The organism is Nocardia sp. CA-151230 (genome assembly GCF_050942175.1).
Taxonomy (GTDB): domain Bacteria; phylum Actinomycetota; class Actinomycetes; order Mycobacteriales; family Mycobacteriaceae; genus Nocardia.
The window spans coordinates 1,585,905-1,610,342 of sequence record NZ_CP192061.1 but is presented as its reverse complement, the minus strand read 5'-3'; the positions used below and the strand labels follow the sequence as shown (position 1 = coordinate 1,610,342).

Genomic DNA, 24,438 nt, shown 5'->3' with positions numbered 1-24,438 from the left:
GTCCTCCCGAGGTCTGGTGCGCATCCTGACGTGATCGATAACCATCAGGTCTGCTCCGTTTGCGTGAGTTGTCCGAGAATGTGGGCGGGTGTGGCCGAGGGGCGAGCGTTCGTCACGAAGTCGCGGCGGAGCCGGTGATAGGGCTCTCCCGCGCCGTAGAGGTGTTGACGCATCCGGCTGAGCTCCTCGGATCGATACGCCGCCAAGGGTTTTGCCGCCTCGTCCACTGCGCGCCGACGCTTCTTCTCGAGCAGTCGACCTGCTGTGGTGGACCCGGCCGCCGACAATGCGGCGGTTTCTCGCCTCACCCAGGCGCGAAACTCTCCGCCATCTCCCGGGACCACGCGGTCCACCAGGCCGAGAGCCTCGGCGGCGCGTGCACCGACCGGCAGCGCTTCCCGCATCAGGCGATCGGCCTGCTGTGTACCGACCCGACGTGGCAACGTGTAGGTCCAATACTCGGACCCGTACAGACCCATCAGCCGGTAATGCGGGTTGAGCACGATGGACTCCCGGCACCAGACCTCGTCAGCGGCCAGTGCCAGCATCACCCCGCCCGCAGCCGCGTGCCCGGCCAGCGCCGAGATCACCAATTTGTCCATGGTCGTGAGAATCGCCTCGACCAGATCGTCGATGGCGTTGATATTGCGCCAGGACTCGGCCGCGGGGTCCGCGGCGGCTTCGATCACGTTGAGGTGGATGCCGTTGGAGAAGAAGTCGCGCGCCGGCCCCAGCACGAGCACCGTTGTCGGTCGAGCGCACGCCTGCCGATACGCGTCGAGTAGCCGCCGGCATTGGTCCGTGCTCATTGCTCCACCGGCAAAAGAGAATTCGAGATGGCCGACGTTCTCGACTTCGTAATACCGCAGCTCGGACCAGGTATCGCGGGTTGCGGCCTCGGCTGCCGAAATGGGAAGGTCCGGTACTCCGGCCAGATACTCGCGGTCTATCACCGCGGTCGCGGGCAGTTTGAAAGTTGCTGGGCCGCCGGGTATCCGGCGGCTGCGCAGCTGCGGTAGCCAGACCGCGCCGTCCACGGTGGCTCGGCAGATCGCACCGTCCCGGGTAGCGAGAACGGCGCCTGGCGCCCCGCGCAGCCGATCCTCGCGATGCCCGCCGTGTACGAAGTACTGGCGTCCGTACAGCTCGTCCAACACGCCGGGTTGGGAGTCGGCCGCGCGCAGCTTGCGGAGCACCATTTCCGTGCTGTCGCTGGACCAATCGATACGTCGAAACTCCTGCCTGTGATACGGCTGCTGCTGTCCGTGGACATCGGGACGGTCATAGTCGAGCGGTTCGGGCTCGAAGCCCCCCTGCTCGAATTGGTCAACCGCCCGTAATACTGCGCACATCGCGGCATCGGCGACCTCGGTCCGGTACAACTCACTTTTCCCACAGGGCCGCATCACAAACGACTCCGAGGCCCAGATCGGACCCGCGTCCATTTCCGCGACGGCCTGCAGAATGGTGACGCCCCACTCGGTGGCGCCGGCACTGATCGCCCAGTCCAGCGCCGACGGACCTCGGTCACCCTTCGGACCCGGATGCACGATCAGCACTGTGTTCTCCGACCAGATATCCTCTGGCACAGCGACTGTCAGCATCGGCGCAAGAATCAACTCGGGCCGGAATCGCGCCACACCCGCCCGTAGTGACTGGTCGTCGCCGAGTGCCAACTCGACCCCCACGCAGTGCCCCCGCTGCCGCAATTCCGCGTGGATGCGCTGGGTGAGGCTGTTGAATGCGCTCGAGAGAAGCAGGATTCGCATGGTTTCCTTTGAGCTCGTGGCGACACAAACCGATACCCACCGGAAATTCGAAACAGCAGCACCCTATGGGACGGATTGCGCTACGGATGCGCCCGCCACTCGGGAAACACATGAATCAACACCTTGCCCATGGGGGACCGGCCGACGCGCCGCAGACGACAGACTGCCCCCAGCACAGCGCGACTGCCGCATCACCCTTGGAGACCCGGCGACTCGCTTCCAGCCATTACCGCGCGCCACCATGTCGAGCCTCATCACACGATTCGAGACTGTCATCGAGTCCGATCGGGCGACTGGGCTCGCGATCGAGAGCCCATCCGCTCCCCAGTTCGCAGCAGTGCTGTCCTGGACCGTCGAGCGGAGCATCGCCGGTTCACTCGCAGGCGAAACACCCGACACCGACAACGGCGGTTGCCACCTACCTCGGGGATCTGCTCACCTCAGCGATCTGAGGCAAGTAGCCGCCGTCAGCCACTTCCCCGCCGCCGTGCCCGGCGATCAGGCCGGAACGCGGTCGGGTCCCTGGAGAATAGACAGCCGGATGGCGGCCAGCACCACTGCTCGGTGCGGCAATCCGAGCCGGCCCGGCTCCGGCTCGTTCGCCCAGTGCCAGCCCGGCTCGTGGTCGGAGGTCGGCAGCATGATGTGGCTGCCGCGGTCCGGCATGGTTACGCCGTTCTCCTGCAAGAAGGTTCGCAGTCGCTGGGGTACAGGGTGATACGGGAGGGGCGGGGCGACCAGGAAGGTCCAGAAGCGGTCGCGCGGGTCGGCAACCACGGGCGTGGACGGCAGCCAGGACAGCCGCAGGCGGACCCGCCCACCCAGTGATTCCGGCAGCGCCAGCGCCTCGACCGCGGCGCCGACGGTGAGGAGCGGGCGGTCGGCGTACATCTCCACCGGAAGTCCGTAGCGCGCTCTCAGCACATGGGCCGATTCGTAAGGGGAACAACACGATTCGAACATCGAAACCTCCGTGCGCGCGACGAGGGGTGCACCCGGTGCCAGGGGTGTCCGCGGGTTCCCGTGGCCGACGCGAGGCATGAACGGAGGATTCGCGTCGAGTGCGGACACCGGGCGATTGGAGGCTCGTCGACCGGCACCGAGTGCGAGAACAGTTTCAACCATCGACCGTGCCACAACGGTGACGCCCGGATGGCATCCGGATGACCGGCTGTAAAGCTGTGTCCCCCAACAGCGAACCAGCACCCGTGAGGAAGCTCACCAGCGAAACGAACCGCCCCATAGGACCTTTCACCAACGCATCGAGACAACCAAGTCCTGATGCAAAGTTGCCACTCGGAGTCGTTGATGAATCAATGAGCAAGCCGGGGCGTTCCAGATCGGGGCCGTCGTTCATGAAGAGTCGATTCTCGAGGACTGCTCTCCGCTCCGGAGTACAGACCGCATCACGGTCAGTCGGCAGATCATCGACAGAACGGCAGCCGAGCTACCTACTGTGCCGCAGTCGAATACGCCGTGGCTGTACGTGAGAACGGCTCTACGCATCTCGCTCCCGAGCCCATCGAGACGGATTCCTCTGCACCTTCTGGTGGTCGGATACCGCCGGCATCGATCACGTCCACGCCGATATCGCCGAGCGTCTGCGCGAACTCGGATACGGCCCGGACACCACACTCGGGTTCGATTCCGGCCCCGAGTGAGTGCTGCAGCGCTGGTGCGGCGTACGCACGCTGCCTGCGCCTGGGCTTGTCCGGGTGCCGAGATCACTGATACCGACTGGCTAGCATGCTAGTCGGTGCGGGCGATCCTGACGATGTGCAGACGGCTGCCGACCTCCCCGGGGAAGCGGCGGGATGTGATCATCACCGGTTGCCAGCCGCTGGGGGTGTGGGCGCGGATCCGCGCAGGGGTGACAGTTTTGGAGTCGAGCAGTCCGGGCTGCAGCATGACCGCTGTTTTCGCGATCGCGTCCCAGTCGTCGCGGTGGATCAATTCGGCGTCACCCTCGCGTTGCCAGTCGATCCAGGTGGGTACGTGCCCGATCCATTGCGCGATGAGCGGGGCACCGGTGGGCGGGAAGGCGATCAGGGCGGCGGCGGGTGCATCCGGTCCGGGTTCATCGGTCAGGCCGAGCGCTTCGTGCGGGCTCAGAGAAACCGGATCCACGTCGGAGACATCGTGTGTCAACCCGCGCAGGCCGGGCCGCTCCAAATCGGTTCGGCCGACCGCGAACGTCTGCCAGTTCATCAGGTGCCCATTGTCGTGCAGAACCACGATGTGCTGGCTGAATTGCGCGCCGGGTTGGGGGTTGGTGCCCAGTGCTATCAAGGCGGTGGCGTCATCGAATTTCACGACCTTGCGGAAGAATTCACCGGGCGAGCGAACCCGTTTGAATCCATCGGCATCATCTGTGGACATCATCCATGACTCGAGGCGTTGCTGAACTTGCAGATCACCTGCGTACCATGCGATTCCGGCGGCACGGCGATGAGCGGGAATGGGTTCGTCCGGCGCCCCGACCCACAGGTGGACGGCATACACTTCGTCGTCGGGGCCGAGGATGGGCAGGGCTTGGACGCGGCTGTGACCACCGCGGCCGGAGACCACTTGATCGAAGTCCGATCCGGACCGGCGCACCCAGTCGATGGTGTCGGTGACATCGACACCTTCGTTGCGCTGCAGCGACCGCAGCGACACCCAATCGCGGCGTTCGCCGTCCTTGGCGACGATGGTTGCGGGGGTGTCCAGAGGCCCCAGGGCCTGAATGAGAAACCACGACATCGAGAGCGCTTATCCCCTGGTGGTGGCCACTGAGCGGCCGCGGGCGGTCAATTCGAACGGGTCGGGGCGCAATGTTCCGCGCTCGCGCAGAGTCAGGGGCGCGGTGGAGGTCGTGGCCAGGTCGAAGGCGTGTACCAGCCGGCCCAGCATCAGCGTTGCCTCGTGCAGCGCGAACGCCCGGCCGATACACGAGCGCGGGCCCGTGCCCCACGGCTGGAAGAACCGGTCGGGGAAGGCGCGCAACGCGGCGGAATCGAAGCGGTCCGGGTCGAAGTCCGCGGCGCCTGGACCCCACACATCAGAGTCGCGCTGTGCGGCCAGCGCAAGCACGAACACTGCCCGCCCCGCCGGGATCCGATAGCCGCCGAGGTTCTGGTCGGTGCGCGCGATCCGGAAGTAGCCCGGCGCGGGCGGCCATAGTCGGAGACATTCATTGAGGAACTGACGTGCGAATCGCATCTTCACCACGTCGTCGTAGCCCAGATCGGTTGTCTGCGCGGGCATCTCGGCGCGCACGCGGTCTTGGTAGTCCAGGTTCTGCGCCAGGTGGTACAGCGCGACTTCCAGCAGGGCGGCGGTGGTTTCGTGCCCGGCGATCAAGAACGTGAGTGTCTGGTCCCTGATGTTGTCCGCGGGCAGCCGCTCCCCGGTCTCCGGGTCCGTGGCCGTCAGCATCAGCCCGAGCAGATCGGTTGCGTCGCTGGTGTTTTCGTGCTGCCGGTCGGCGATCAGTTCGTCGACGTAGCACTGCAGGGAGGCGATGTCACGGCGCACGCCGGGCGCTCGCAGCGCGGCCCGCACGTCGCCGATGATGGGCAGGTCGTTGGTGGATTCCGAGGCCCACTGCAGCGTGCGACCCAGCTCCCGCACGAACCGGTGCGAATCGCTCCCCTGCCCTACGGGGTCGAACAGCCTCAGGTCGCGGCCGAACCCGGCCCGCGCGATCACTTCGAGGGTGGCGCGGGTCATCGCCGAATGAACAGCCACACCGGCCCCGCCGGCCGAGGCCCATTCGGTCACCAGGTCATCGGCGACCGAGGCCATCGCATCGTGGTAGGTGCGCATGGCGGCTTGGGTAAACCCCGGCGTGAGGATGCGGCGGGCCTGCCCCCACAGGGGATCTTTCGAGCTGGCCGTGAACATGCCGTGCGGGGCGACCGGCCGAATCTTCGCCAGCGGCCCGAGAAGCACACGCCCCCAGGATGTTTCGTCGTTGCACTGTGCCGCCAACCGGCCCCCGGTCACGATGATCAACTGCGTGCCGAGCAGCTTGCGCTGGAAGATTGGGCCCAGCCCGCCCTGCGCAAGCTTCAGCTCGTGCTGTGTCGGGCGGTGGCGGTCCACACTGGCCACATCGCCGAGGATAGGAAGCCGACCCGGTGGATGCGGCAGCGCATCCAAAGGCAGCGCGGCACTTGACGATTCCATGCGTGCCACTCAAACACGCCAAGCCGCTGATTGCCATCCCGAGAGCGATCGGGCTCACGCGCCGAATTCGTCCGAACGTCGGTTGCGCAAGCCCTACCCAGCATGATTTGCTGGTCGCCAAGCTGGGCGGCTCATTCCCCTAGCTGGACGTTAGAAGCTCGCGCACGGCACGGCGTATCTGTGTACCCGTCTGTCCTGCTGAGCTGCGCAATACGACCAGCAGGTGAGACGACGAATGAGCAACCAAGGCCGCACCGGTGCACAACACGGTTCAGGGCTGGCACTGCCATGCCGCCGTGATTCGCCGGTCATCGCTCATAGGGTGGGCCGGGTCGAATTCGTCGAAATCTCCACCGTGCATTGCCGGCTGTCCGCGCCCGCTCTGCTCTCGGCTGTGCAGACCGAGTCGTCGATGCAGCCGATCCACGCAACAGCGGGGTGCCTGCAGCAACCCGGTTGTCGAGGATCTGCCAGAAATCATGTGCCCGGCGCGCACAGGCCGGCTCCGCGGGCTCGGGGCCTCAATGACCGTCCCGGAGCCGCGACGCCAGCACCGTGCGCCAGTGCCGGATCATCGCCCTCGGTGTGCTCTGTCCCAACCAAGAGACAGGTCAGGTGATGGTTATGAAGGAGGTCAACCCACCACGGATCATCGCGGATTGACCGCGGCCTGGTGTTGGGGGCCGGGCTCGGAGGGGAACTCCGGCCCCCAACTACTCCCGAGATCCGGCGTGCAGCGCCGAACAGGTCAGCGAGTGAGGAGCGTGGCTACGTAGATGCGGAGGGCACGGTCGCTGTCACCGATCCGACGGTGATCGGTGAGTTCGAATCCCGCGTCCTCGACGAACTTCGTGAACTCCTCGGCCGTGCGGCCGCATTCGCCCGCCTGGGTGAGCTCGCCGGAGCTCCGAAATCCCTTGCGACCCTCGGTCTGCGCGAAGACGACCTCGATGAGGTGCCCGATGACCGGCTGTAAAGCTATGTCCCCCAACAGCGATAGTTTTCGAACCGGCGTCACCGATCTCGGTGATCTCGGTGCCCATGGTGGTCCAACGCCGTCTGTGCTCGGGCGTCAGCGCAACCGGACCGGGAGGGCAGTCAGGCCTCGGACGATGAGGCTTTTGCGCCAATGGAGGTCGGCGTCGGGGGCTAGTTCGAGGTTGGGGTAGGCGGATAGGAGGCGGGTGAGGGCGATGGCGCTTTCGGTGCGGGCCAACGGGGCGCCGACGCAGCGGTGGATGCCGTGGCCGAAGGCTATGTGGTTGGGGGAGCGGTCGGGGTCGAAGCGGTGGGCGTCGGGGAATTGGGTGGGGTCGCGGTCGGCGGCTGCCATGGAGATGAGGATGAGTTGGTCTTGGGGGATTTCCATGCCGCCGAGGGTGGTGGGGGCGGTGGTGTAGCGGAAGGTTGCTTCGGTGGCGGGGGCTTCGAAGCGGAGGACCTCCTCGATGAAGGCCGGGATTCGGTCCGCGTCGGCCAGCAGGGCTTTGTGAAGGTTCTTGTCGGCCAGGAAGATCGCGACACCGTTGCCGATGAGGTTGACCGTGGTTTCGAAGCCGGCGACCAGGAGCAGGAAGACCATGCTGATCAGTTCGCGGTGGCTGAGGCGGTCGTCGTCCGCACGGGCGGCGATGAGTTCGGAGAGCAGATCCTGGCCGGGGGTTGCGTCCTTGGTGCGGATCAGCTGGTCGATGTAGCGGACGAAATCCATGACTGCCGCGGCGCGGTCCTCGTTGCTTTCCTCGCTGGACAACAGGGAGGTGGACCAGCGCTGGAAGGCGTCGCGGTCCGTGCTGGGGACACCGAGTAGTTCGCAGATCACCGACATGCCGAGCGGGACGGCGAAGCGTTCCAGCAGATCCACGACTTCGCCACGGTCGGAAGCCAAGTCGGCGAGCAACTCGTCGGAGAGTTCACCGATCCGCGGCGACAGTTCGGCCATGGCCCGTCCGCTGAAGGCCCGGTTGACCAGGCCGCGCAGGCGGGTGTGCTCCGGCGGGTCGTAGAAGACCATCATGTCCGCGAACATGCTGCCGCCGAGATGCCGGTCGCCGCCCTCCGCCGCGACCGTGGCCTTGGCACCGGGGGACTTGAGGACCTTGCTGATGGCGGGATCGGTGAACGCGGCCTTGGCGACCTCGTAATCGGTGATCAACCATCCGAGCCCGGAATCCGGCAGGCGGACCCGATGCACCGCTCCCCTGCCCCGCAGCTGGTCGTACACCGTGTGCGGGTCATCGAAGAAGTTATCGGTCAGTTCGATGACCTCGGTCGCCAAATTGTTTGCCGGAGAGCCGATCTCGTACCCCATGTTTCGGAATGTATCAGGGCGGGTCCGGCACGACCCGGCCCGAACATCCCCGGCCCGTATATACAATCGCGTTGCATGCAGTACCCAGAGAGGATCCGCCGAGAGTGGTGAATGAGCCCACGAAACAGTCGTTGGGGCAGCATCTTACGTTTTTGCGCAAGCGCGAAGAGGTCCACAGGCACGAGACCGGCGAGCTTCCCGCGGCGCGGAAGTTCAGCAGGGAAAAGGCCGCGGCCGAGGCACATATCACCGCCAGCTACCTGACCAAGGTCGAGCGCGACGAGGTCGGACAGGTCGACGTCGGGATCTTGCGGGTACTGGCGACGACCTATCAGGCCAGCGACGACGAGTGGCGTTATATCTGCGATCTGGCCGGCTACGCCTCGCCCTACCCGTCCATCACCGGAATCGGTCCGGCCCTGGAGATCCCGGAGTTCGAGGTGTTCGAGACCGCGGTGACATCGATCATGGCCACCGAAATGACCGAGGCGGCAGCCGATCTCGTGTCCTTCTACGCGCCGCAGCGCCGGCTGATCACGGCGAATCAGGCCTACTACGACACCTTCCCCACGCATCGGCCGGGGACGTACATGCTCGAGTGGTCGTTCACCGACGAGGCTCGGGAAATCATGATCAACTGGAAAGATCAGGTGGGGATCGGCGTCGCTACCCATCGAGGATTCATGGGGCGCTACGGCCACACCGCGTGGGCCCGGGAATACCACGAACGGCTGGAGCGATTCCCCGACTTCCGGACCATGTGGGAAGCCGGGGCCGTGACGTACACGCTGCCGCTGAATATGCAATCGCGCCTGCGGGTTCGAGGCGGGCTGTACTCGCTGGTCATGGAGAACTGGCAGATGCAGCACCAGGTGCCGATCGTCCGATCCCGGGGCCGACTCCATCCGCTGGACGCCGGCGACTTCTGACAGCCCGCCGCCGGGCGGCTACTGGATCAGCTTGTGCTTCAACTGCTCGATGGTCTGGCCCTTCAGACCCAGGCCGTCCTTCAGATACTTGTCGACCGAACCGTAAGTGGCGGTGAGCTGGTCGATTCCGGCCTGCAGGTAGCTGCGGTCCACGCCGAGCAGCGGCTGGTAAAGGGCGGCGGCCGCGTCGCCCTTGGCGGCCTTGATCTGAGCGAGGGTGGCGGCGATGGAGGCGGCCGAGTACTGATTGGTGAGCAGGTAGTCGTTCATGATGGTGTCGGAGTCGACGCCGGCGATGCTCAGCAGCAGGTAGGCGGCCCAGCCGGTGCGGTCCTTGCCCGCGGTGCAGTGGAAGACCGCGGGACCGTCCTGGCCGGCGAGCTGGGTCAGCAGATTCGCGAATCCCGCGCGCTCGTCCGCGCCGGTGACGAAGAGCCGGTTGATGTCCCGCATGAAGTTGGCGGCGTCATCGGGCGACTTCAGCTTCGCCACGGCGCTGGACAGATCCCCGCCCAGAATCGGGATGTTCACGTACGCCGCGCCGGCCGGAACACGGTCCTGCTTGGCGGCGATCTCGCTGCTGCTGCGCAGGTCGAATACGCCGCTCAGGTGCAGCCCGTTCAGCGTGGCCAGGTCGGAATCGTTGGGGGTCAGCGCATTCGAGCGGTAGAACACCCCCTTGTTGACGTGGTGGCTTCCCTGCGCGTCGTAACCGGCGCCGGTGCCTGCGACATCGCGGAAATTGTCGACACTGGCGAGCCGGGGCGCATCTGCCGCCTGATCGGTTTTCGGCTTGGCGGCCGCCGCCGGCAGCGCCGACAGCTGCGCATCCACTACGTTCCCGAGCAACGGGCTTGCCAGCAGCCCAGCACTCAGCGCGACAACGACGGCGCTACGACGCCACGAAACAGACAACTCTCAGACTCCTGTTCGTGTGCGCCACCCGTCCCCTGATCTGCGACAACGCGTGACACACAATTGATCGCAGACAGATCTACGTGGACCGGATGAACCGGCGGAAACCAATCAGAAAACAGTCCAACGGGTCTCATTCAGCGGGACATCGACTACCTGGGACGGGGGCCGTGCGGATACGTCGAGCGGTGAGTGAGTACGAATCTCCGCCCCGACCTGTATGACTGCTGCACAATTGCTGATCGTTCAGGGCCAGAGTTGGCGGAACGACACATTTTGGACGTCTGACCAGCTTAGACTGCCCTTCGTGGAAGTTCATTCTCGGCAGTTGCACTACTTCATCGCGGTAGCGGAGGAGTTGAGTTTCACCCGGGCCGCCCAGCGGCTCCACGTCTCGCAGCAGGGTCTGAGCATGCAGATCAAGCAGCTCGAGCAGGATATGGACGTGACGCTGTTCTCACGCACCACCCGACAGGTGGAGCTGACGGCGGCCGGGAATGCGTTCCTGCGATATGTCCGAGAGGCATTGTCCAGCTTGGCTTTCGGGCTCGAAGAGGCCCGCGCCGCGCATCGCGGTGAACACGATCGGCTGGTGCTGGGCTGTCTGGAGGGGGCGGCGCTGACCCTGACCGAGCCGATTCTGGCCGCATTCCGGGAGCGCCATCCCGAGGTCACTCTCGAGTTGTCCCACTTCACCTACGAGACGCCGTCGGCGGGCCTGGCGAGCGGACAGGTGGATGTCGCCATCGTGCGGCGACCGTTCGAGGACGCCGGATTGCGATTCGAGCCGCTGTTCCGGCAGCCACTGATGGTGATGCTGCCGGCGAATCATCGCCTGGCCGACCGCACCGAGGTCGCGGCGGAGGAACTGCTGGACGAGCCGATCCTCTCCTCGGCCGCCGCAGATCCGGTGTGGAATGCCTTCTGGCAGTTGGACTCCCACCGTATCGGACGCCCGGCGCCGGTGGCCTGCCGCGCGAAGACCCTGCTGGAGGAACTGCACCAGGTGGCCACCGGAGCGGCCATCGCGATGACCGTGCCCTGCGCGGCCTGGATCAAATTCCCCGGCGTGCGGCTCGTACCCGTGATCGACGCGGCCCCGAACGAGGTCGCGGTGAGCTGGCGCGCCGGGCACGAAAACGCCCTCGTGCGTTCCTTCATCGATGTCGCGCGCCGAGTCCGTGATGCGAATCCCGGCCTGCTGGCCCGCCTCCAGGCGCCGCGCTGCCGCGATCGGGAACACGCCCGCGCCGCCGGCGCGATGCCGTCTTGACCCGGTCGGCGCCTGCCGAATCTCGCCGGATGACGCCACTCCCGTGATCCACAATTACTCGTTGTCGATCATCCGTGAAAATTGATTTCAATTCTTTCCTTCTGTGTCATAACGTTTCTCGCGGTGAGCGAAAGCTCATTCGGAAACACATGAAGGAGAAGAAAATGGGTTCCTTGGCCAATCTCGTTGTCGACGCTCTTGTTTCGGAGCTGGTCAAGAAGCTGTTCAGCGGTTCCGCCGGCACCAAGTAGCAATCCCGCCCTGCGCCGGGCGCATTGACCCAGTGGCGCCGAGTCGTTCCACACCGACTCGGCGCCACTTTATGCGTTCGGGCAGCTCAGCCAGGATCTACACGAGTCGTTTCCACTGTCGGGGCGCAGCGCCTGCCGCCCCGACACAAAGCCATTGACAACCGAGACTTCATCAATCGGCAAGAACAAGTGATTTCCTGAAATCCCATCCGGTAAGTAGGGTTTCAGTATCAGCCGGACAAACCGGCAATTTGCGCCCTACCGGGGTGTGGAAGTCCTTCACACCGCCCATGAATGGATTGAGACCCGCCACCGGCGGCGTCAATCTTCAGCTGACGCCGAGATTCGATATCGGGAGCGGGCCGATGAGTGCGCCGAGTCAAATTCTCCACCTGCATGTGGAATTGGGTCCACTGGTTCTGGACTACCAGGGCCACGCCGATCAGATCGGCGAGGTGGCGACCGAGCTGACCGTCACCGGTGCGGCGACGGTCAGCGTCGATGACTGCGTGACCTCCGAGATGCCCTGCCTGCCGTGTTCTCGGCTCTGGGCGCCCTCCGACACGACATCGGCGCCGGTGACGGTGTCGTCGTAGCCGCAGGTGTAAGCGATTGCGAACGTGGCTATTTCGGTGATCGCCCCCGGCTCGACGCGTAGACGATCATGGAACTGCGCCCGGTCTCGACCAGGGGGCGGACCTGACGGCGGCGGTCACCGCCGCGACGAGCGCGGGTAGCTGGTCGCCGAACAGATAGAAATGGCCGCCCGGGAAGGTCGTGACAGTGCATCCGGCGGCGCAGTGTGCGGCCCAGCGGGCCAGGTCGGCTGCCGGCGCCAGCGGGTCGGCGTCGCCGCCGAAGACGCCCAGCGGTACCGGCAGTGGCGGCAGCTCGCCCGATCCGTCCAGGCACTGCAGGTCGGCGCGGAGCACGCGGGCGGTCAGGGCCACGAACTCCGGTGTCGTACGGACCATTTCGGGTATCCCGCCCGCATCGATCATCCAATCGACCATGAACTCGTCGTCCATGCCGGCCAATCGGTCGAGCACCGGCGAGCGACCGGGGGTCAAGCCACTCGAGCCGACCCAGCGCGGTCGGCAGCCGCGCTCGAGTAGCCGGAGCGCGACCGCACGCGCCACCGCGGCGCCGAAACCGTGGCCGAAGAGCGCGAACGGCGCATCGGTCCACGGATCGACAGCTTGCAGCGCGTCCTCGACGACCGCGTCGAAGGAGGTCGCCAGACGCTCCCGATGGCGTCGTCCGCGACCGGCGTATTCGAGGAACATCACGTCCCAGTCCGGCGGAAACCGCTGGCTCAGAGCGAAATACGCCGTCGTCGCACCCCCCGCGTGCGGAAAGCCGATCAACCGAATTGTGGGATGACCGGCTACCGGCAGGTGCAGGAATCTGCTCACGAACCCGAACCCGGGCCGGAACCCGACGCGGAACCCGAGGCCGACCCCGATGCGGACCCGGTGCCCACCGGACCGTCGGGCACCGTCGCGCCCTTCGATCCGGGCCGGTTGATGTACACCGTCACCGGCGTCGAGGCGTTCGCCTCCACGGTCACCACTCGCGCGCCGGCGGGTGAGGTCACCGTGCCGCCGTCGACGCGGACCTGATAACCGCTGGGGTAGTGGAGATCCGAGACGTAGATCTCGGTCGGCTTGCCGGTGGCGCGCGGGGTGTAGCGGTAGGCGAAGTCGCCGGTGGCGGCGTCGAAGATCATCCGGCCCGGGGTGCCCGAGGTGGCCTGCGGGTAGGTTCGCACCAGCTGGTTACCGATGTCGCCGGCGAACGGGTCGGTCCCGGCGGCGTATTGCCAGTACTGCCAGCCGATGAATCGGTCGTCGGCGTTGATCAGCGTATTGCTCAGCACGGTGGCGTCGCCGTCGCCGAATTCGGTGACCAGCGTGGGGATTCCAGTGCGGCGGGTGAAGGCGTCGATATTGCCCCAGGTCTTGCCCTGCTGCAGCGGGCACAGGCCGCGCAGGAACGTGGGCAGGCCGTTGTAGATGGCCATCTGACTGGGAATGCAGTAGTCGTGCGGGGCGAAGGCGATGCCGGGCGCGCTGATCGGCGGATTCTTGCCCAGGTCGGTGGGCATGGTCTCGTTCCAGGTGACATTGGGTTCCCACAGCACCATGAGGTCACCGTCGCGGCCGCGCACCGCATCGGTCAGCTTCTGCATGGCCGCTTGATATTTGGCGTCGAAGCCCGAACAGCCGTTGGGAAAACAGGACAGGAACGCCGAGCCCGGCCAGGGCTCGTTCAGCAGTTCGATGCCCAGCGCGCCGGGGTTGCCGTTCATCTTGTCCGCGAGCGCGCCGAGCGCCTGACCGAGATAGTCGAGTACGCCGTAGGTGTTGTTCCAGACCTCGTCCCAGCCCGCGTTCATGCTGGGCATCAGGTAGAAGAGGGGAAAGCCGAGGTTGGATTCACCGGCTCCGGGTCGGGAGTGGATGGCCCATTCGGGGAAACCGTTGCCGCCCCAGACCTTCGAGAGCCCGTCCTGGTGATTGTCGAGCACGGTATGGATTCCGTACTGCGCCAAGGTATCCACGACGCTCGCGACTCGATCCAGATACGCGGTGTCGACCACGCCCTGAGTGGGCATGAGCCCGTCGAAGTTGACGCCGAGCCGTACGGTATTGAATCCGTGCCGGGACAGCCGCTCCGCGTCCTGGGCCGTGAGAACGGTTCCCGGCGCGAAGTAGGGCGGTTCCTTGCCGACGCTGTTGACACCGTGCAGCAGGACGACCCGTCCGTACTGGTCGACGAAGCGAGAACCGTCGATATGCAACGGTGAGACGGCATCGGCCACGGCCGTGGCGGGCGGGACCGATCCGGCCAGCGCACACCCCACCACTACCGCCACCGCGGCCACCGATCGGGTCACCCACCTGGTCCGGCGTGTGCTGTGGGCGATTGTCGTGTCCATGCTCTCCTGCTTCTGGGGTCGCGCTCCGGCGGTGGGTCGCGCTCAGGCCTGTGGGGTCGGCACCGCCGGTCCGGAGCTCGAGGCGGGCGCGGACGGTGCCGACTTTCCGCGGTAGCCCCACGTCGTTGGGGGGCGGCGAGCCGGTCGGGCAGCTCGCGTTCGTGGGCCCGGCCCCGGACTACTCCGTGCCGAGCGCTGAGGCGAGCAGGGGCCAGGACCGGTGCAGGTCTTCCTGCCAGTAGGCCCAGGTGTGGGTGCCGGTGGGGCGGAAGTCGACCTGGGCGGGAATGTTCAGGGCGCTCAGACGATCGGCGAGCTGGTGGGTGCACCCGTTCGTGGCGGCCTCGATCATGCCGCCCAGCACCATCTGATTCGCCTTGGTGATGATCTGGTCGGCGGTGGGCTGTGCGCCCAGGGCCTCGGCCGGTCCGGGCAGACCGGTGCCGCTGGAGAGGTAGATCGCCTTGCCGCGCAGGCTGTCCGCGTTGAGGATCGCGTCGTGGGCCCGCCAGGCCGGATCGTCGTCGGGGCCCCACATGTTCTTGGGGTCCGCGTCACCACGAGCCAGCACCAACCGGATGTAAGCACGGCCGGCGGGGTCCGAGGTGGAGGCGCAGCCGCTGTACGCCGCGACCGCGGAATACACCGTGGGGGCGGCGGACGCGAGATCCAGTGCCGAGGTGGCCGACATGGATACGCCCGCAATCGCATTGGCGCCCGAGGTGTGCAGGGTCGCGTCGATGATCGGCGGCAGTTCCCGGGTCAGGAAGGTCTCCCAGCGATTGCGTCCCAGTTTCGGATCGTCCTGCTGCCAATCGGTGTAATAGGAGAATTCGCCGCCGACCGGAGTCACCACGTTCACGTTCTTGTTCCAGAAGAACGACACGATATCGGTCCGGCTGTACCAGTTGGTGATATCGGTGCCACCGCTCGCGCCGTTCAGCAGATACAGAGTCGGGTGCGGCGCGCTCGAATCGGATGCCGTGAGCACCTGCAACGGGATTGTTCGTTGCATGGCGGCCGAATACACATAGAACATCTCCTGCCGCTGTCCCGCGCGATCGATGTGATCCAGATGTGCGGTGACATCGGCGTGCGAAGCCTGCAGCGCGCCCGGTGCGACATAGAGCAGAGCTGTGGCTGCGACGCACGACGTGATGAGCGACGCGATGGTCCGCCTGGGCGACACGACTGACTCCTCGGAACGGTGATGAGAAGGGTCCTGGGCCGCGGCGGCCGCGCGCACGCCGCGGTCCAGGAGTATCGGACCGGCTGGTCAGCTGCCCATCAGGCGCTTGATCACATTGGCGATGGTGTCGGTGACCGAACCGGTGGAGCTGAGCTGGTTCTGCGAGGAGCCCAGCCCGCCCTGGTCGAGGCTGCCCAGCAGGGCCTCACCGGGATTCGCGCCGCGAGCGGTGAAGCACACGCCCATGCCCGGCTGGTCGGAGCCCGAGCCGACCGTGCCGCCGACGCTGATGCCGCCGCTGAGGATCTGCTGGCCGTCGGTGACGGAGCTCGGCACCTTGTAGGTGAACTCGGCGGTCACCGGATACCCGGAGTTGACGAACCACCCGGTACTGCTGACCCGCCAGCCACCGTTGCTCGGCTCCGGAGTCACGTCGGCTGCCTGCTCGCCCTGACCGAAGTGGTACGCGGTGACCACGGCCTTGACCGGCTTGTCGAAGCCCGGCGGCGGATAGTCGGTGATCGAGTTGACGTACGGATTGCCGATACTGGTGGTTCCGACCACGACCTTGTAGGTGACCAGCGTGCCGGCGGCGGCCGTCGTGGCTTCGACGGTCTTGTCGTAGGTGTGGGTGATCCAGAAGCTGCTGATGCCGGGGTTGTAGTCGACGTGCTGTGTCTGGACGCACGATGCGGGCGCCGTGTCGGCGGTGGCGGTCGCGGTGCCGAGGGCGACACCCGCTCCCGACATCACCAATGCGGCCGCGGCAATTCCGGCGGCAAATTTGGGGGTATTACGCATGATTCCTTCCAGCAGTTCCGGCAGAACGCGGAACCGATTAGCAGTGAGCCGGTGTGGAATTCGAGCCTTCGCTCACGCCGGGAAACGCTAGAGCACAAAGGAAGAGAACTTAAATCCTATTTTGCGGTCCATTGACAACCCGGTCTTGTCAATCAGCCGGGAACTACTGTTTCCGCTCGGCCCCGGTGGGCCACTAGGTTTTTCGTGCACGCACCGGTTCCAGCTTCGGCAGCTGGGCACCGAGCGTCCGGAGAAATCTTCCCGATTTCGCATCACGGAGAGGTTCGACATGCTACTGAGAGGCCGAGTTCTGGCCCCCGCCGCCGCGGCGGCACTCTTGTTCGCCGGTATCGCGGCGCAGCAGATGCCGAACGCGGCGGCAGAACCGGGCGGCTGGACCCTGCCTCAGCTCACGGTCTCGAATGGCGCCATCACCGATGTCACCGGGCGCACAGTGCTGCTGCGCGGGGCGAATGTCAACCAGCTCAACGACTATGCGCAGAACGATCCCGCGCTGCCGACCGTGCAGCCGCTGGATCGCACCGATTTCGCGCAGATGGCGGCGCTCGGCTTCAATGTGGTGCGGCTGAATCTGGCGTGGTCAGCGCTCGAACCCACTCCCGGGGCCTTCGACCAGACCTATCTGGCCCGCATCCACACCGCCGTCGACGACGCCAAGGCGAACGGGATCTACACGGTGCTCGACATGCACCAGGACGCCTGGGGCAAGGCCGTGGGCACACCCAAGGGACAGGGCTGCCCCATCTTCATGAAACCCGGCATCGGCTGGGACGGCGCGCCCGCCTGGGCGACGCTCACCGACGGCTGGACCACCTGCAACTTCGGCGGCGTCCGCGAATCCGCACCCGCGGTGGCGCGTGCATTCCAGAACTTCTATGACGACGCCCAGGGTATTCAGGGCCATCTGGTCAACACCTGGGCGAAGCTGGCCGCGGAGTTCAAGGACGAGCCCGCCATCGCCGGCTACGACCTGATCAACGAGCCCAATCCCGGTCTGCGCGACCCGTTCTCGGCGGCGGACCAGCTCGGCAAGTACTACCAGCGGGTAATCGCGGCCATCCGGCAGGCCGAGCGCGGCAGCCTGCCGCACCTGGCGATCTTCGAGCCCAGCGCGATCTGGTCGGCCATCGGCATCGACGCCACGCCACCGGCGCACTACATCACCGATCCGCTGGCGGTGTTCTCGCCGCATCTGTACAGCGAGTCCATCAATATCGTCAACGCCTTCCCGTCGATCGAGCTGGGCTTCAAGCTGGCGCTCGATACGGCCGCGAAGTACAGGGTGCCGGTGTGGAGCGGCGAGTGGGGCTGGTTCGGCGATGCGGACTCCGATTCGGCCAAGGTGGATCGATTCGTGGACCAGTTGAACGCCAACCGAATCGGCGGCGCATGGTGGGCGTGGAAGGGAGCCTGCGGTGACCCGCATGTGATTCGCGACGGCAACACCAACAAGCCGACCGGCAATCTCAACCGCGTCGCCTGCCCGTCGAATGCTTCGCTCGGTCAGCCCGCCGGATATACCCGGCCACTGTCCCGCGCCTATCCGCGTGCCGTGCCCGGCAGCCTGGCATCGGTCACCGCGAACGGGTTCGCCGGCTCCGGCACCGGACGTCTCGAGGCCTGGTATCCGGGAGGCGCACGCCCGAATGTGCAGTCCACCAATGTTTCCGACCTCACCCTCACCCAGGTGGACGGCGGCTGGCAGCTGATCGGGAACACCGTCGGCGCCTATTCCATCAAGCAGTCCTGACGGACTCGAATTCTTTTCTCCCCCCACAGTAAGCAGGTCCTCCCATGTCTTCACGCAGAACCCTCCGGGCCGGCACCGCGGCGGTGGCGCTCACCGGAATGATCGCGCTCGGCGCGGTACTGAGCGCGTCCCCGGCCACCGCGGCGCCCGCCGATATCGCCTCCGGATCCGCTTCCGGTTCAGGCGGTTTCGGTTCGTCCGGCTCCTCCGACTCCGGCTCCTCGGGGGCGAACGATCCGGTGTCGACCCTGCCCGCGCCGGCCACCACCGCCATCAAACTCGACGGCGCCACCAACTTCCGCGATATCGGCGGCTACCGCACCACCGACGGGCACACCGTGCGCACGGGCGTGGCCTTCCGATCCAACCGCCTCGCCGGGCTCGCCGATACCGACCTGACCAAGCTGAGCGCCGCCACCGTGACGCTGGACGTCGACCTGCGCAGTGGCTCCGAGCGCAGCAGCGCGCCCGATCGGGTGCCGACGGGCGCGCAATACAAGGTCGCCGACGTGATCAGCTTCGACAGCGGCATCTCCTTCCATGAGCTCCCGCCGATCACCCTGGGACGCGCGGTCATCGACGGCCTGATCAACGGTTCCTCGGACATGGTCCAGTCGATCGACTATCCGTTCATGGTCAACTTCCGCGGCTCGGACGTCGCTTTCGGCACCCTGCTCCGCTCGATCGCCGGAAATACCGGCGGCGCAACGGTTTACCACTGCACCTCCGGCAAGGACCGGACCGGCTGGGCCACCGCGGTGCTGCTCACCCTGCTCGGCGTGCCGCGCGATGTGGTCAATGCCGATTACCTGGCCAGCAATGCCGAGCTCGGTGATCCGAAGGCAGTCCAATTGTCCTGGCTGGAAGCGGCTTTCAATGAGGTCGACCGGCTCTACGGCAGTGTCGACCAGTACGTGCGGCAGGGGCTGGGTCTCGATCAGGCCACCATCGACGCCCTGCGCGCGAAACTGCTGGTCTGAGCCGAGGTGGACAGCGCCGTCCGAGTCAATGCGGACAGCGCTGTCCGGCGCGAGGCAGACAGTGGCGGTCCGCGAGCTCCTCACGCAGCGCGTAGGAGATCGCGGCCGCCTCGTCCTCGGCCCAGGCGCCGAAGCTGGGATAGCGAAGATCCGTGCCGGACATGCAATCCCAGCAGGGGCTCGCACCGTCCTGCGGCTGGATCGGGAACAGCATCACGATGAAACGGGAGGACACGATGGTCTTGCCGAGTGCGTCCTCGGCGGCGGGCGGGTTGGGAGCCGACATCAGCCGTGGCTCGCGGAAGCTCTCCGCGGCCCGGCGCTGCAGCGCGAACAACTTGCCCACCAGGGCATTCCAATTCGTCATCGTATTTCCTGCCGCCGGGGTCGATATCGATGCAAAAAGATATCGACGCTGCCGGCGTCGCGGCTCCACGCTCCGGTTCGCCGACAGCGCCGACATTGCCTCAGCACCACGTGAGGCGGTGCGAGCCTGGTGGGAAGCGGGCTCGCACGTTTATCGCGTTATCGGAGCGGCTCGGCATGCGAATACTTCCGGTGTTCCGGTCCCGACGAACGCCTCTGGAAACGCTAGAGCACCGGGCAGACGAAGAGAAATCATTGTTCGTGGACTGTCCACAAGCGTGATTTGTCAATCGGTCCGCATTTCGGGGAAGTGTTCTGTCCGGAACTTTCGTCCACCTAGACTGCGCGACATGGAAGTTCACACCCGTCAGTTGCAATACTTCATCGCAGTAGCGGAGGAGCTGAGTTTCACTCGTGCGGCGCAGCGATTGCATGTCTCGCAACAGGGGTTGAGCACCCAGATCAAGCAGCTCGAGCACGCGATGGACGTGGTGTTGTTCTCCCGGACCACCCGCAATGTCGAACTGACCGCCGCCGGCGCGGTGTTCCTGCAGGATATCCGCGGCGCGCTGACAGGTCTGGACGCCGCGGTCGAGCGGGCTCGCTCGGTGCATCGCGGCGCCCAGGACCGGCTGGTCCTGGGCGCGCTGGAGGGTGCGGCGCTGACCCTGACCGAACCGATCCTCTCCACCTTCCGCCAGCGCCATCCGGGCATCACCGTCGAGTTGCGCCATTTCACCTATGAGGATCCGTCGGCCGGTCTGGCCACCGGATCGGTGGACGTGGCATTCGCCCGCCGCCCGTTCGTCGACGATGGCGTCCAGTTCGAGACGTTGTTCGCCGAACCACTGATGGTGATGCTGCCGACGAGTCATCACCTGGCCGAGCGCACCGAGGTCTTCGTCCACGAATTGCTCGATGAGCCGCTGCTCGGCGCCGCCACCACCGATCCGGTGTGGAATGCGTTCTGGGAGTTGGACGCCTACCGCTCGGGCACCCCGGCGCCGGTGGTGTCCCGGTCGAATTCACTGCTCGAGGAACTGCACAAGGTCGCGACCGGCGTCGGCGTGACCCTCACCGTGGCCTGCGCCCGGTGGATTCCGTTCCCGGGCGTGCGTCTACTCCCCATCGTCGACGTAACGCCCAATGAGGTGGCCGTCGGCTGGCGCGGCGCGCAGGAATCGGCGCTGGTCCGCTCCTTCGTCGAGGTCGCGCGCAGCATCCGCGACACCCGTCCGGACCTGGTCGCCCAGCTGCAGGAACCAGACTTCACGGATTGCACGGTGCCGCCGCACCTCTGATTGACAACCCGGACTTGTCAATCATCCGAAAAAGGTGATTTCCCCGCAGTTCCATTGCGAACTAACATTTCTCGGGATCGAAGAGAAATGGGGTCGCCCGTGGCACCACCGAAGAAGTACCCGGACGCGCTGCGGGCGCACGCGATCCGACTCTACCGAGAATCGGATCCCAAACCGACTTTTCGAAGAATGGCAGCGGATCTCGGCGTCCATCACGAGGCGCTGCGCTTGTGGATTCGCCACGCGGAGCATATGGATGGCCGCGCCGAGAACGCAACCGGCACGGCCGAGGAGAGCCTTTTCACCGCCATGGCCAAGGAGAACAAGAGACTCCGCAGACGGGTGGCCGACCTCGAACGGATAATCGCGGTATTGCGCACGACCCGACCCCTTGCCCCCGTGGAATTCGGCCGAATTCTGCCGTGACGAACAACAATTCACCATTGTCAATGGATCCCGAACAGTGATTTCTCTTCGAACTCCTTGTGCCATAACGTTTTCGACGAGCGCACGAGCACTCCAAGCAATTCCGGATCGAAGGAGAAAACAATGGGTTCCCTGGCCAACCTCTCGCTGGACACCATCCTCGCGGCACTGAAGAGCCTGCTGAGCACTGGCTCGTCCACGCCGCACAAGACCATCTGACCCGTTCCGGGGCGGGTTCCGGTTCCGAACTGCGACCGGACCGGACCCGCCCTCGAAGCAGCGGAGACCGACCCGTACACGCAACCGCGCAGGTCCAGCGCTGAGCAGCCGCCCATTGCCGTCCGATTGACATACCCACCGGGTCCAAATACCGTCGGTATTCGAGTTCCAGGAGTATCCAACAAGGAGGTTGGGATGGGTGCGGCGCGGCAGCCTCGCATCGTGATCATCGGGGCCGGAGTGTCCGGCATCGCGAGTGCGATCACGTTGCAGCGCAATGGGTTCGACGACTTCGTGATCCTGGAGAAGGGGTCCGATGTCGGCGGGGTGTGGCATTGGAACCACTACCCCGGACTGACCTGCGACGTGCCCTCCCAGCTGTACCAGTTCGGGTTCGCGCCGAAGCCGGACTGGTCGCACATCTTCGCGCCCGGCCCGGAGATCCAGCGATATCTCGCCGATGTGGCCGAGCAGTACGGACTGCGCCCGCGTCTGCGGCTGAATTCCGAGGTGGTGGCGGCGACGTTCACCGGGTCCGGTTGGCTCGTCGAGACCGGCGACGGGAGCCGCTACGAGGCCGACTTCGTCATCGCGGCCACCGGGGTGCTGCACCATCCAGCCGTGCCCGATCTGCCTGGATTGTCCGGGTTCGGCGGCGACATCCTGCACACGGCGCGCTGGGACGACGGCGTCGAAACCGCCGGGCGGCGGATCGCCGTCATCGGGACGGGATCGACCGGCGTGCAGGTGGTTTCGGCGCTGCAGCCCGAGGCCGAGCGGGTCACGCATTTCGTGCGCAGCCCGCAGTGGGTGATCTGGGCGCCGATGCAGATTCCGCAGCCGGCGCTGGTGGGCGCGGTACTGAACCGGCTGCCGCAGGTGAATCGCGCGCTCTACCGAGCGGGTATGACCGGGGCCAGGCTGTTCACCGATGTGGTCACCCGGCCCAGCTGGCGGCGGCGCGCCGTGCAGGAGTACGCCCGGCTGAGCCTGCGTGCGCAGATCCTCCAGCCGGAGCTGCGCGAACAGCTCACCCCCGACTACGAGCCGCTGTGCAAGCGACAGGTGCTGTCCGGCACCTACTATCGCGCGCTGCGCGCCCGCAATGCCGAACTGGTCACCACTGCCATCGAGGAGGTCACGCCGACCGGGATCCGCACCGCCGACGGCCGCCACCACGATCTCGACATGATCGTCCTGGCCACCGGCTTCCGCGCCCACGACTACATGCGCCCGATGAATCTGACCGGCCGCGACGACATCTCGATCGACGAGGCCTGGGCGCAGGGCCCCCGCGCCTACCGCATGACCGCCATCCCCGGCTTCCCCAACTTCTTCACGGTGCTGGGCCCGCACTCCCCCACCGGCTCGATCCCGCTGCACCACGCGGCCGAGGTGACCGCCCGCTATATCACCCGCTGGATCCAGCGCTGGAGCGCAGGCGAATTCGACACAGTCGAGGTCACCGAGGATGCCACCGCGCGCTTCGAATCCGAAGTGGCCGAGGCCATGGGCCCCACCGTCTGGAACACCGGCTGCAACTCCTGGTACTTCACCGAAGGCGGCAGCATCGACCTGCTCCCCTTCGACCGCGCCACCATGGAATCCATGCTGTCCGAGCCCGACCCGGCCGACTTCCGTCTGCAAACTAGCCAATCCCGAGGTCAGAACTAACTTATCGACTCTTAGCAAACTTTCAGCTACGATCGACTGGTTGTCTTTCCTGCGAGTTCGGCTACCAGGGCGGAGATACGCCATGATCGGACAGCACTCGTTTCGAAGACCTGTTCACGTTCTTGCTCTCGCGGTTGGCATTACGGCTCTGGCCTGCGGGCCGGCCGCGACCGCACTCGCCGCCAGATGGCACGACTGGGACGCCGTGGTCCAGTGCGAGGCGGGCGGGGATTGGGGGGCGGACACCGGGAACGGTTACTACGGCGGTCTGCAATTCAGCTGGGGCACCTGGAAGGCGTACGGCGGCTGGGGGAATCCCGCCGATGCCAGCCGCGAGGAACAGATCCGCATCGCGGAACGCATCCTCGCCAGTGAAGGACCGGGCGCCTGGCCATCCTGCGGGGCGTATCTCTGAGGCTCCCGATACATGTCCTCGATCAGATCGGTGTAGCGTTCGCCGGTCGGCTTGCGCCGCAGCTTCATGGTCGGGGTGTGGACGTCGCTGCCCGGCTGCCAGAAGTCTGGGGCGATACGGAATTTCTTGGTCTGCTCGATACGGGAGAGCTTGGCATCGGCCTGCCGAACGGCCGCCTCGACGGCGGCCCCGACCGCGGTGGTCGCCGCCAGCGCCGCGGGTTCGGTTGGCAATCCGTGCTTTTCGGCGAAGGCGAGAGCGGAATCCGGGTCGAGTGCGATCAGGGCGCAACTCGCTCGCGATCCCGGGTTTGCTGGTACGCAACAAGACTCGCGCGCCGTCGGGCGTCAGCGGGCTCAGGACCCCGGCCTCCGGCTCGGATCCCGTGCGGTCGAAGGGAACAGTGTACGCCTCGACCACCGCCGGGCCGGTGTAGTCCTCCAGCACCGGGCGCGATGGCGGATGGTGCACAACGGGTTTCGTGAATCGGTAGGGCACGCTGGGCGGACGGCCGACAATATCGCGGCCGCGTGCTTGGTCAGATACCAGCCGAGCGAAGTCGCCAGTCCGCACGCGTGGGGATCACTGCGCAGCCGCTCGACCAGGGTGGCGATGCCGTGGCCACCGTAGGCGTTACCCGGACCGCCACCGAAGGTCAGGCCGCCCGTGACCGTCAGCGGCCGTGCCGGATCATCCAGCGGGAGGCCGAGTTCGCGGGCGGCGATCTGCACGGCGAC

General features: G+C 66.0%; 21 protein-coding genes and 1 pseudogene. 9 read left to right on the top strand and 13 right to left on the bottom strand.

The features are described from left to right. Positions 1–44: 44 nt before the first annotated feature. The 6 genes from ACQP1O_RS07095 to ACQP1O_RS07070 form a co-directional block, all read right to left on the bottom strand. Entirely contained in the window at positions 45–1,769 is a 1,725-nt protein-coding gene (locus ACQP1O_RS07095) for a hydrogenase maturation protein (RefSeq protein ID WP_433565068.1), read from the bottom strand. 498 nt (positions 1,770–2,267) lie between these two features. Then, a complete protein-coding gene (locus ACQP1O_RS07090) occupies positions 2,268–2,693 on the bottom strand; it encodes a hypothetical protein (protein WP_433565067.1) in 426 nt (141 codons plus the stop codon). 825 nt (positions 2,694–3,518) lie between these two features. Next, positions 3,519–4,511 carry a GAF domain-containing protein gene (locus tag ACQP1O_RS07085; RefSeq protein ID WP_433565066.1) on the bottom strand — a complete coding sequence of 331 codons (993 nt, stop codon included), beginning with the start codon at positions 4,509–4,511 and terminating at the stop codon, positions 3,519–3,521. A 9-nt stretch (positions 4,512–4,520) separates the two neighbouring features. After that, positions 4,521–5,939 (bottom strand): cytochrome P450, encoded by a 1,419-nt coding sequence (locus ACQP1O_RS07080; protein WP_433565065.1) that lies wholly within the window; start codon positions 5,937–5,939, stop codon positions 4,521–4,523. Positions 5,940–6,687: 748 nt separating this feature from the next. Further along, positions 6,688–6,930 (bottom strand): hypothetical protein, encoded by a 243-nt coding sequence (locus tag ACQP1O_RS07075; RefSeq protein WP_433565064.1) that lies wholly within the window; start codon positions 6,928–6,930, stop codon positions 6,688–6,690. Positions 6,931–7,011: 81 nt separating this feature from the next. Next, positions 7,012–8,250 (bottom strand): cytochrome P450 family protein, encoded by a 1,239-nt coding sequence (locus ACQP1O_RS07070; protein ID WP_433565063.1) that lies wholly within the window; start codon positions 8,248–8,250, stop codon positions 7,012–7,014. Between the two features lie 8 nt (positions 8,251–8,258). On the opposite strand from ACQP1O_RS07070, the gene ACQP1O_RS07065 reads away from it, so the two are divergent. Beyond that, entirely contained in the window at positions 8,259–9,179 is a 921-nt protein-coding gene (locus tag ACQP1O_RS07065; RefSeq protein ID WP_433565062.1) for a helix-turn-helix domain-containing protein, read from the top strand. Between the two features lie 18 nt (positions 9,180–9,197). Here the strand turns inward: ACQP1O_RS07065 and ACQP1O_RS07060 are convergent, their stop codons facing one another. Continuing rightward, positions 9,198–10,094 (bottom strand): tyrosine-protein phosphatase, encoded by an 897-nt coding sequence (locus ACQP1O_RS07060; RefSeq protein ID WP_433565061.1) that lies wholly within the window; start codon positions 10,092–10,094, stop codon positions 9,198–9,200. A gap of 307 nt (positions 10,095–10,401) precedes the next feature. Between ACQP1O_RS07060 and ACQP1O_RS07055 the strand changes: the two genes are divergently transcribed. Together ACQP1O_RS07055 and ACQP1O_RS07050 are read left to right on the top strand one after the other, a co-directional pair. Then, positions 10,402–11,367, top strand: coding sequence for a LysR substrate-binding domain-containing protein (locus tag ACQP1O_RS07055; RefSeq protein ID WP_433565060.1), 966 nt, complete (start codon positions 10,402–10,404; stop codon positions 11,365–11,367). Positions 11,368–11,983: 616 nt separating this feature from the next. After that, a complete protein-coding gene (locus ACQP1O_RS07050) occupies positions 11,984–12,214 on the top strand; it encodes a hypothetical protein (protein WP_433565059.1) in 231 nt (76 codons plus the stop codon). A 66-nt stretch (positions 12,215–12,280) separates the two neighbouring features. On the opposite strand, the gene ACQP1O_RS07045 is transcribed toward ACQP1O_RS07050, so the two are convergent. The 4 genes from ACQP1O_RS07045 to ACQP1O_RS07030 all read right to left on the bottom strand — a co-directional run bounded on the left by ACQP1O_RS07045 (position 12,281) and on the right by ACQP1O_RS07030 (position 16,549). Continuing rightward, the gene (locus tag ACQP1O_RS07045) at positions 12,281–13,033 is read right to left on the bottom strand and encodes a thioesterase II family protein (protein WP_433565058.1); all 753 of its coding nucleotides are present in this window, start codon (positions 13,031–13,033) and stop codon (positions 12,281–12,283) included. Further along, positions 13,030–14,559, bottom strand: a complete 1,530-nt coding sequence (locus ACQP1O_RS07040; protein ID WP_433565057.1) for a cellulase family glycosylhydrolase — start codon at positions 14,557–14,559, stop codon at positions 13,030–13,032. Before ACQP1O_RS07040 ends, ACQP1O_RS07045 begins: the two co-directional genes overlap by 4 nt. Before the next feature lie 178 nt (positions 14,560–14,737). Then, positions 14,738–15,748: an alpha/beta hydrolase gene (locus tag ACQP1O_RS07035; protein ID WP_433565056.1), complete on the bottom strand. Its 1,011-nt coding sequence runs from the start codon at positions 15,746–15,748 to the stop codon at positions 14,738–14,740. Positions 15,749–15,835: 87 nt separating this feature from the next. Then, positions 15,836–16,549, bottom strand: coding sequence for a hypothetical protein (locus ACQP1O_RS07030; protein WP_433565055.1), 714 nt, complete (start codon positions 16,547–16,549; stop codon positions 15,836–15,838). 295 nt (positions 16,550–16,844) lie between these two features. Between ACQP1O_RS07030 and ACQP1O_RS07025 the strand changes: the two genes are divergently transcribed. Together ACQP1O_RS07025 and ACQP1O_RS07020 are read left to right on the top strand one after the other, a co-directional pair. Then, the gene (locus ACQP1O_RS07025; protein ID WP_433567602.1) at positions 16,845–18,320 is read left to right on the top strand and encodes a glycoside hydrolase family 5 protein; all 1,476 of its coding nucleotides are present in this window, start codon (positions 16,845–16,847) and stop codon (positions 18,318–18,320) included. A 44-nt stretch (positions 18,321–18,364) separates the two neighbouring features. Next, complete coding sequence (locus ACQP1O_RS07020) at positions 18,365–19,300, top strand: tyrosine-protein phosphatase (RefSeq protein ID WP_433565054.1); 936 nt, start codon at positions 18,365–18,367, stop codon at positions 19,298–19,300. Between the two features lie 25 nt (positions 19,301–19,325). Here the strand turns inward: ACQP1O_RS07020 and ACQP1O_RS07015 are convergent, their stop codons facing one another. Beyond that, complete coding sequence (locus ACQP1O_RS07015) at positions 19,326–19,667, bottom strand: hypothetical protein (protein ID WP_433565053.1); 342 nt, start codon at positions 19,665–19,667, stop codon at positions 19,326–19,328. Between the two features lie 349 nt (positions 19,668–20,016). Here ACQP1O_RS07015 and ACQP1O_RS07010 point away from each other — a divergent pair, with 349 nt between their 5' ends. The 4 genes from ACQP1O_RS07010 to ACQP1O_RS06995 all read left to right on the top strand — a co-directional run bounded on the left by ACQP1O_RS07010 (position 20,017) and on the right by ACQP1O_RS06995 (position 23,701). Then, positions 20,017–20,967: a LysR family transcriptional regulator gene (locus tag ACQP1O_RS07010; RefSeq protein ID WP_433565052.1), complete on the top strand. Its 951-nt coding sequence runs from the start codon at positions 20,017–20,019 to the stop codon at positions 20,965–20,967. Between the two features lie 87 nt (positions 20,968–21,054). Then, the gene (locus ACQP1O_RS07005; RefSeq protein WP_433565051.1) at positions 21,055–21,393 is read left to right on the top strand and encodes a transposase; all 339 of its coding nucleotides are present in this window, start codon (positions 21,055–21,057) and stop codon (positions 21,391–21,393) included. Between the two features lie 414 nt (positions 21,394–21,807). Beyond that, positions 21,808–23,286: a flavin-containing monooxygenase gene (locus ACQP1O_RS07000; RefSeq protein ID WP_433565050.1), complete on the top strand. Its 1,479-nt coding sequence runs from the start codon at positions 21,808–21,810 to the stop codon at positions 23,284–23,286. A gap of 82 nt (positions 23,287–23,368) precedes the next feature. Next, a complete protein-coding gene (locus ACQP1O_RS06995; RefSeq protein WP_433565049.1) occupies positions 23,369–23,701 on the top strand; it encodes a transglycosylase family protein in 333 nt (110 codons plus the stop codon). A gap of 375 nt (positions 23,702–24,076) precedes the next feature. Here ACQP1O_RS06995 and ACQP1O_RS06990 read toward each other — a convergent pair. Then, positions 24,077–24,121 (bottom strand): annotated as a pseudogene (locus ACQP1O_RS06990) (hypothetical protein); the annotation flags it as partial. Between the last annotated feature and the right edge of the window lie 317 nt (positions 24,122–24,438).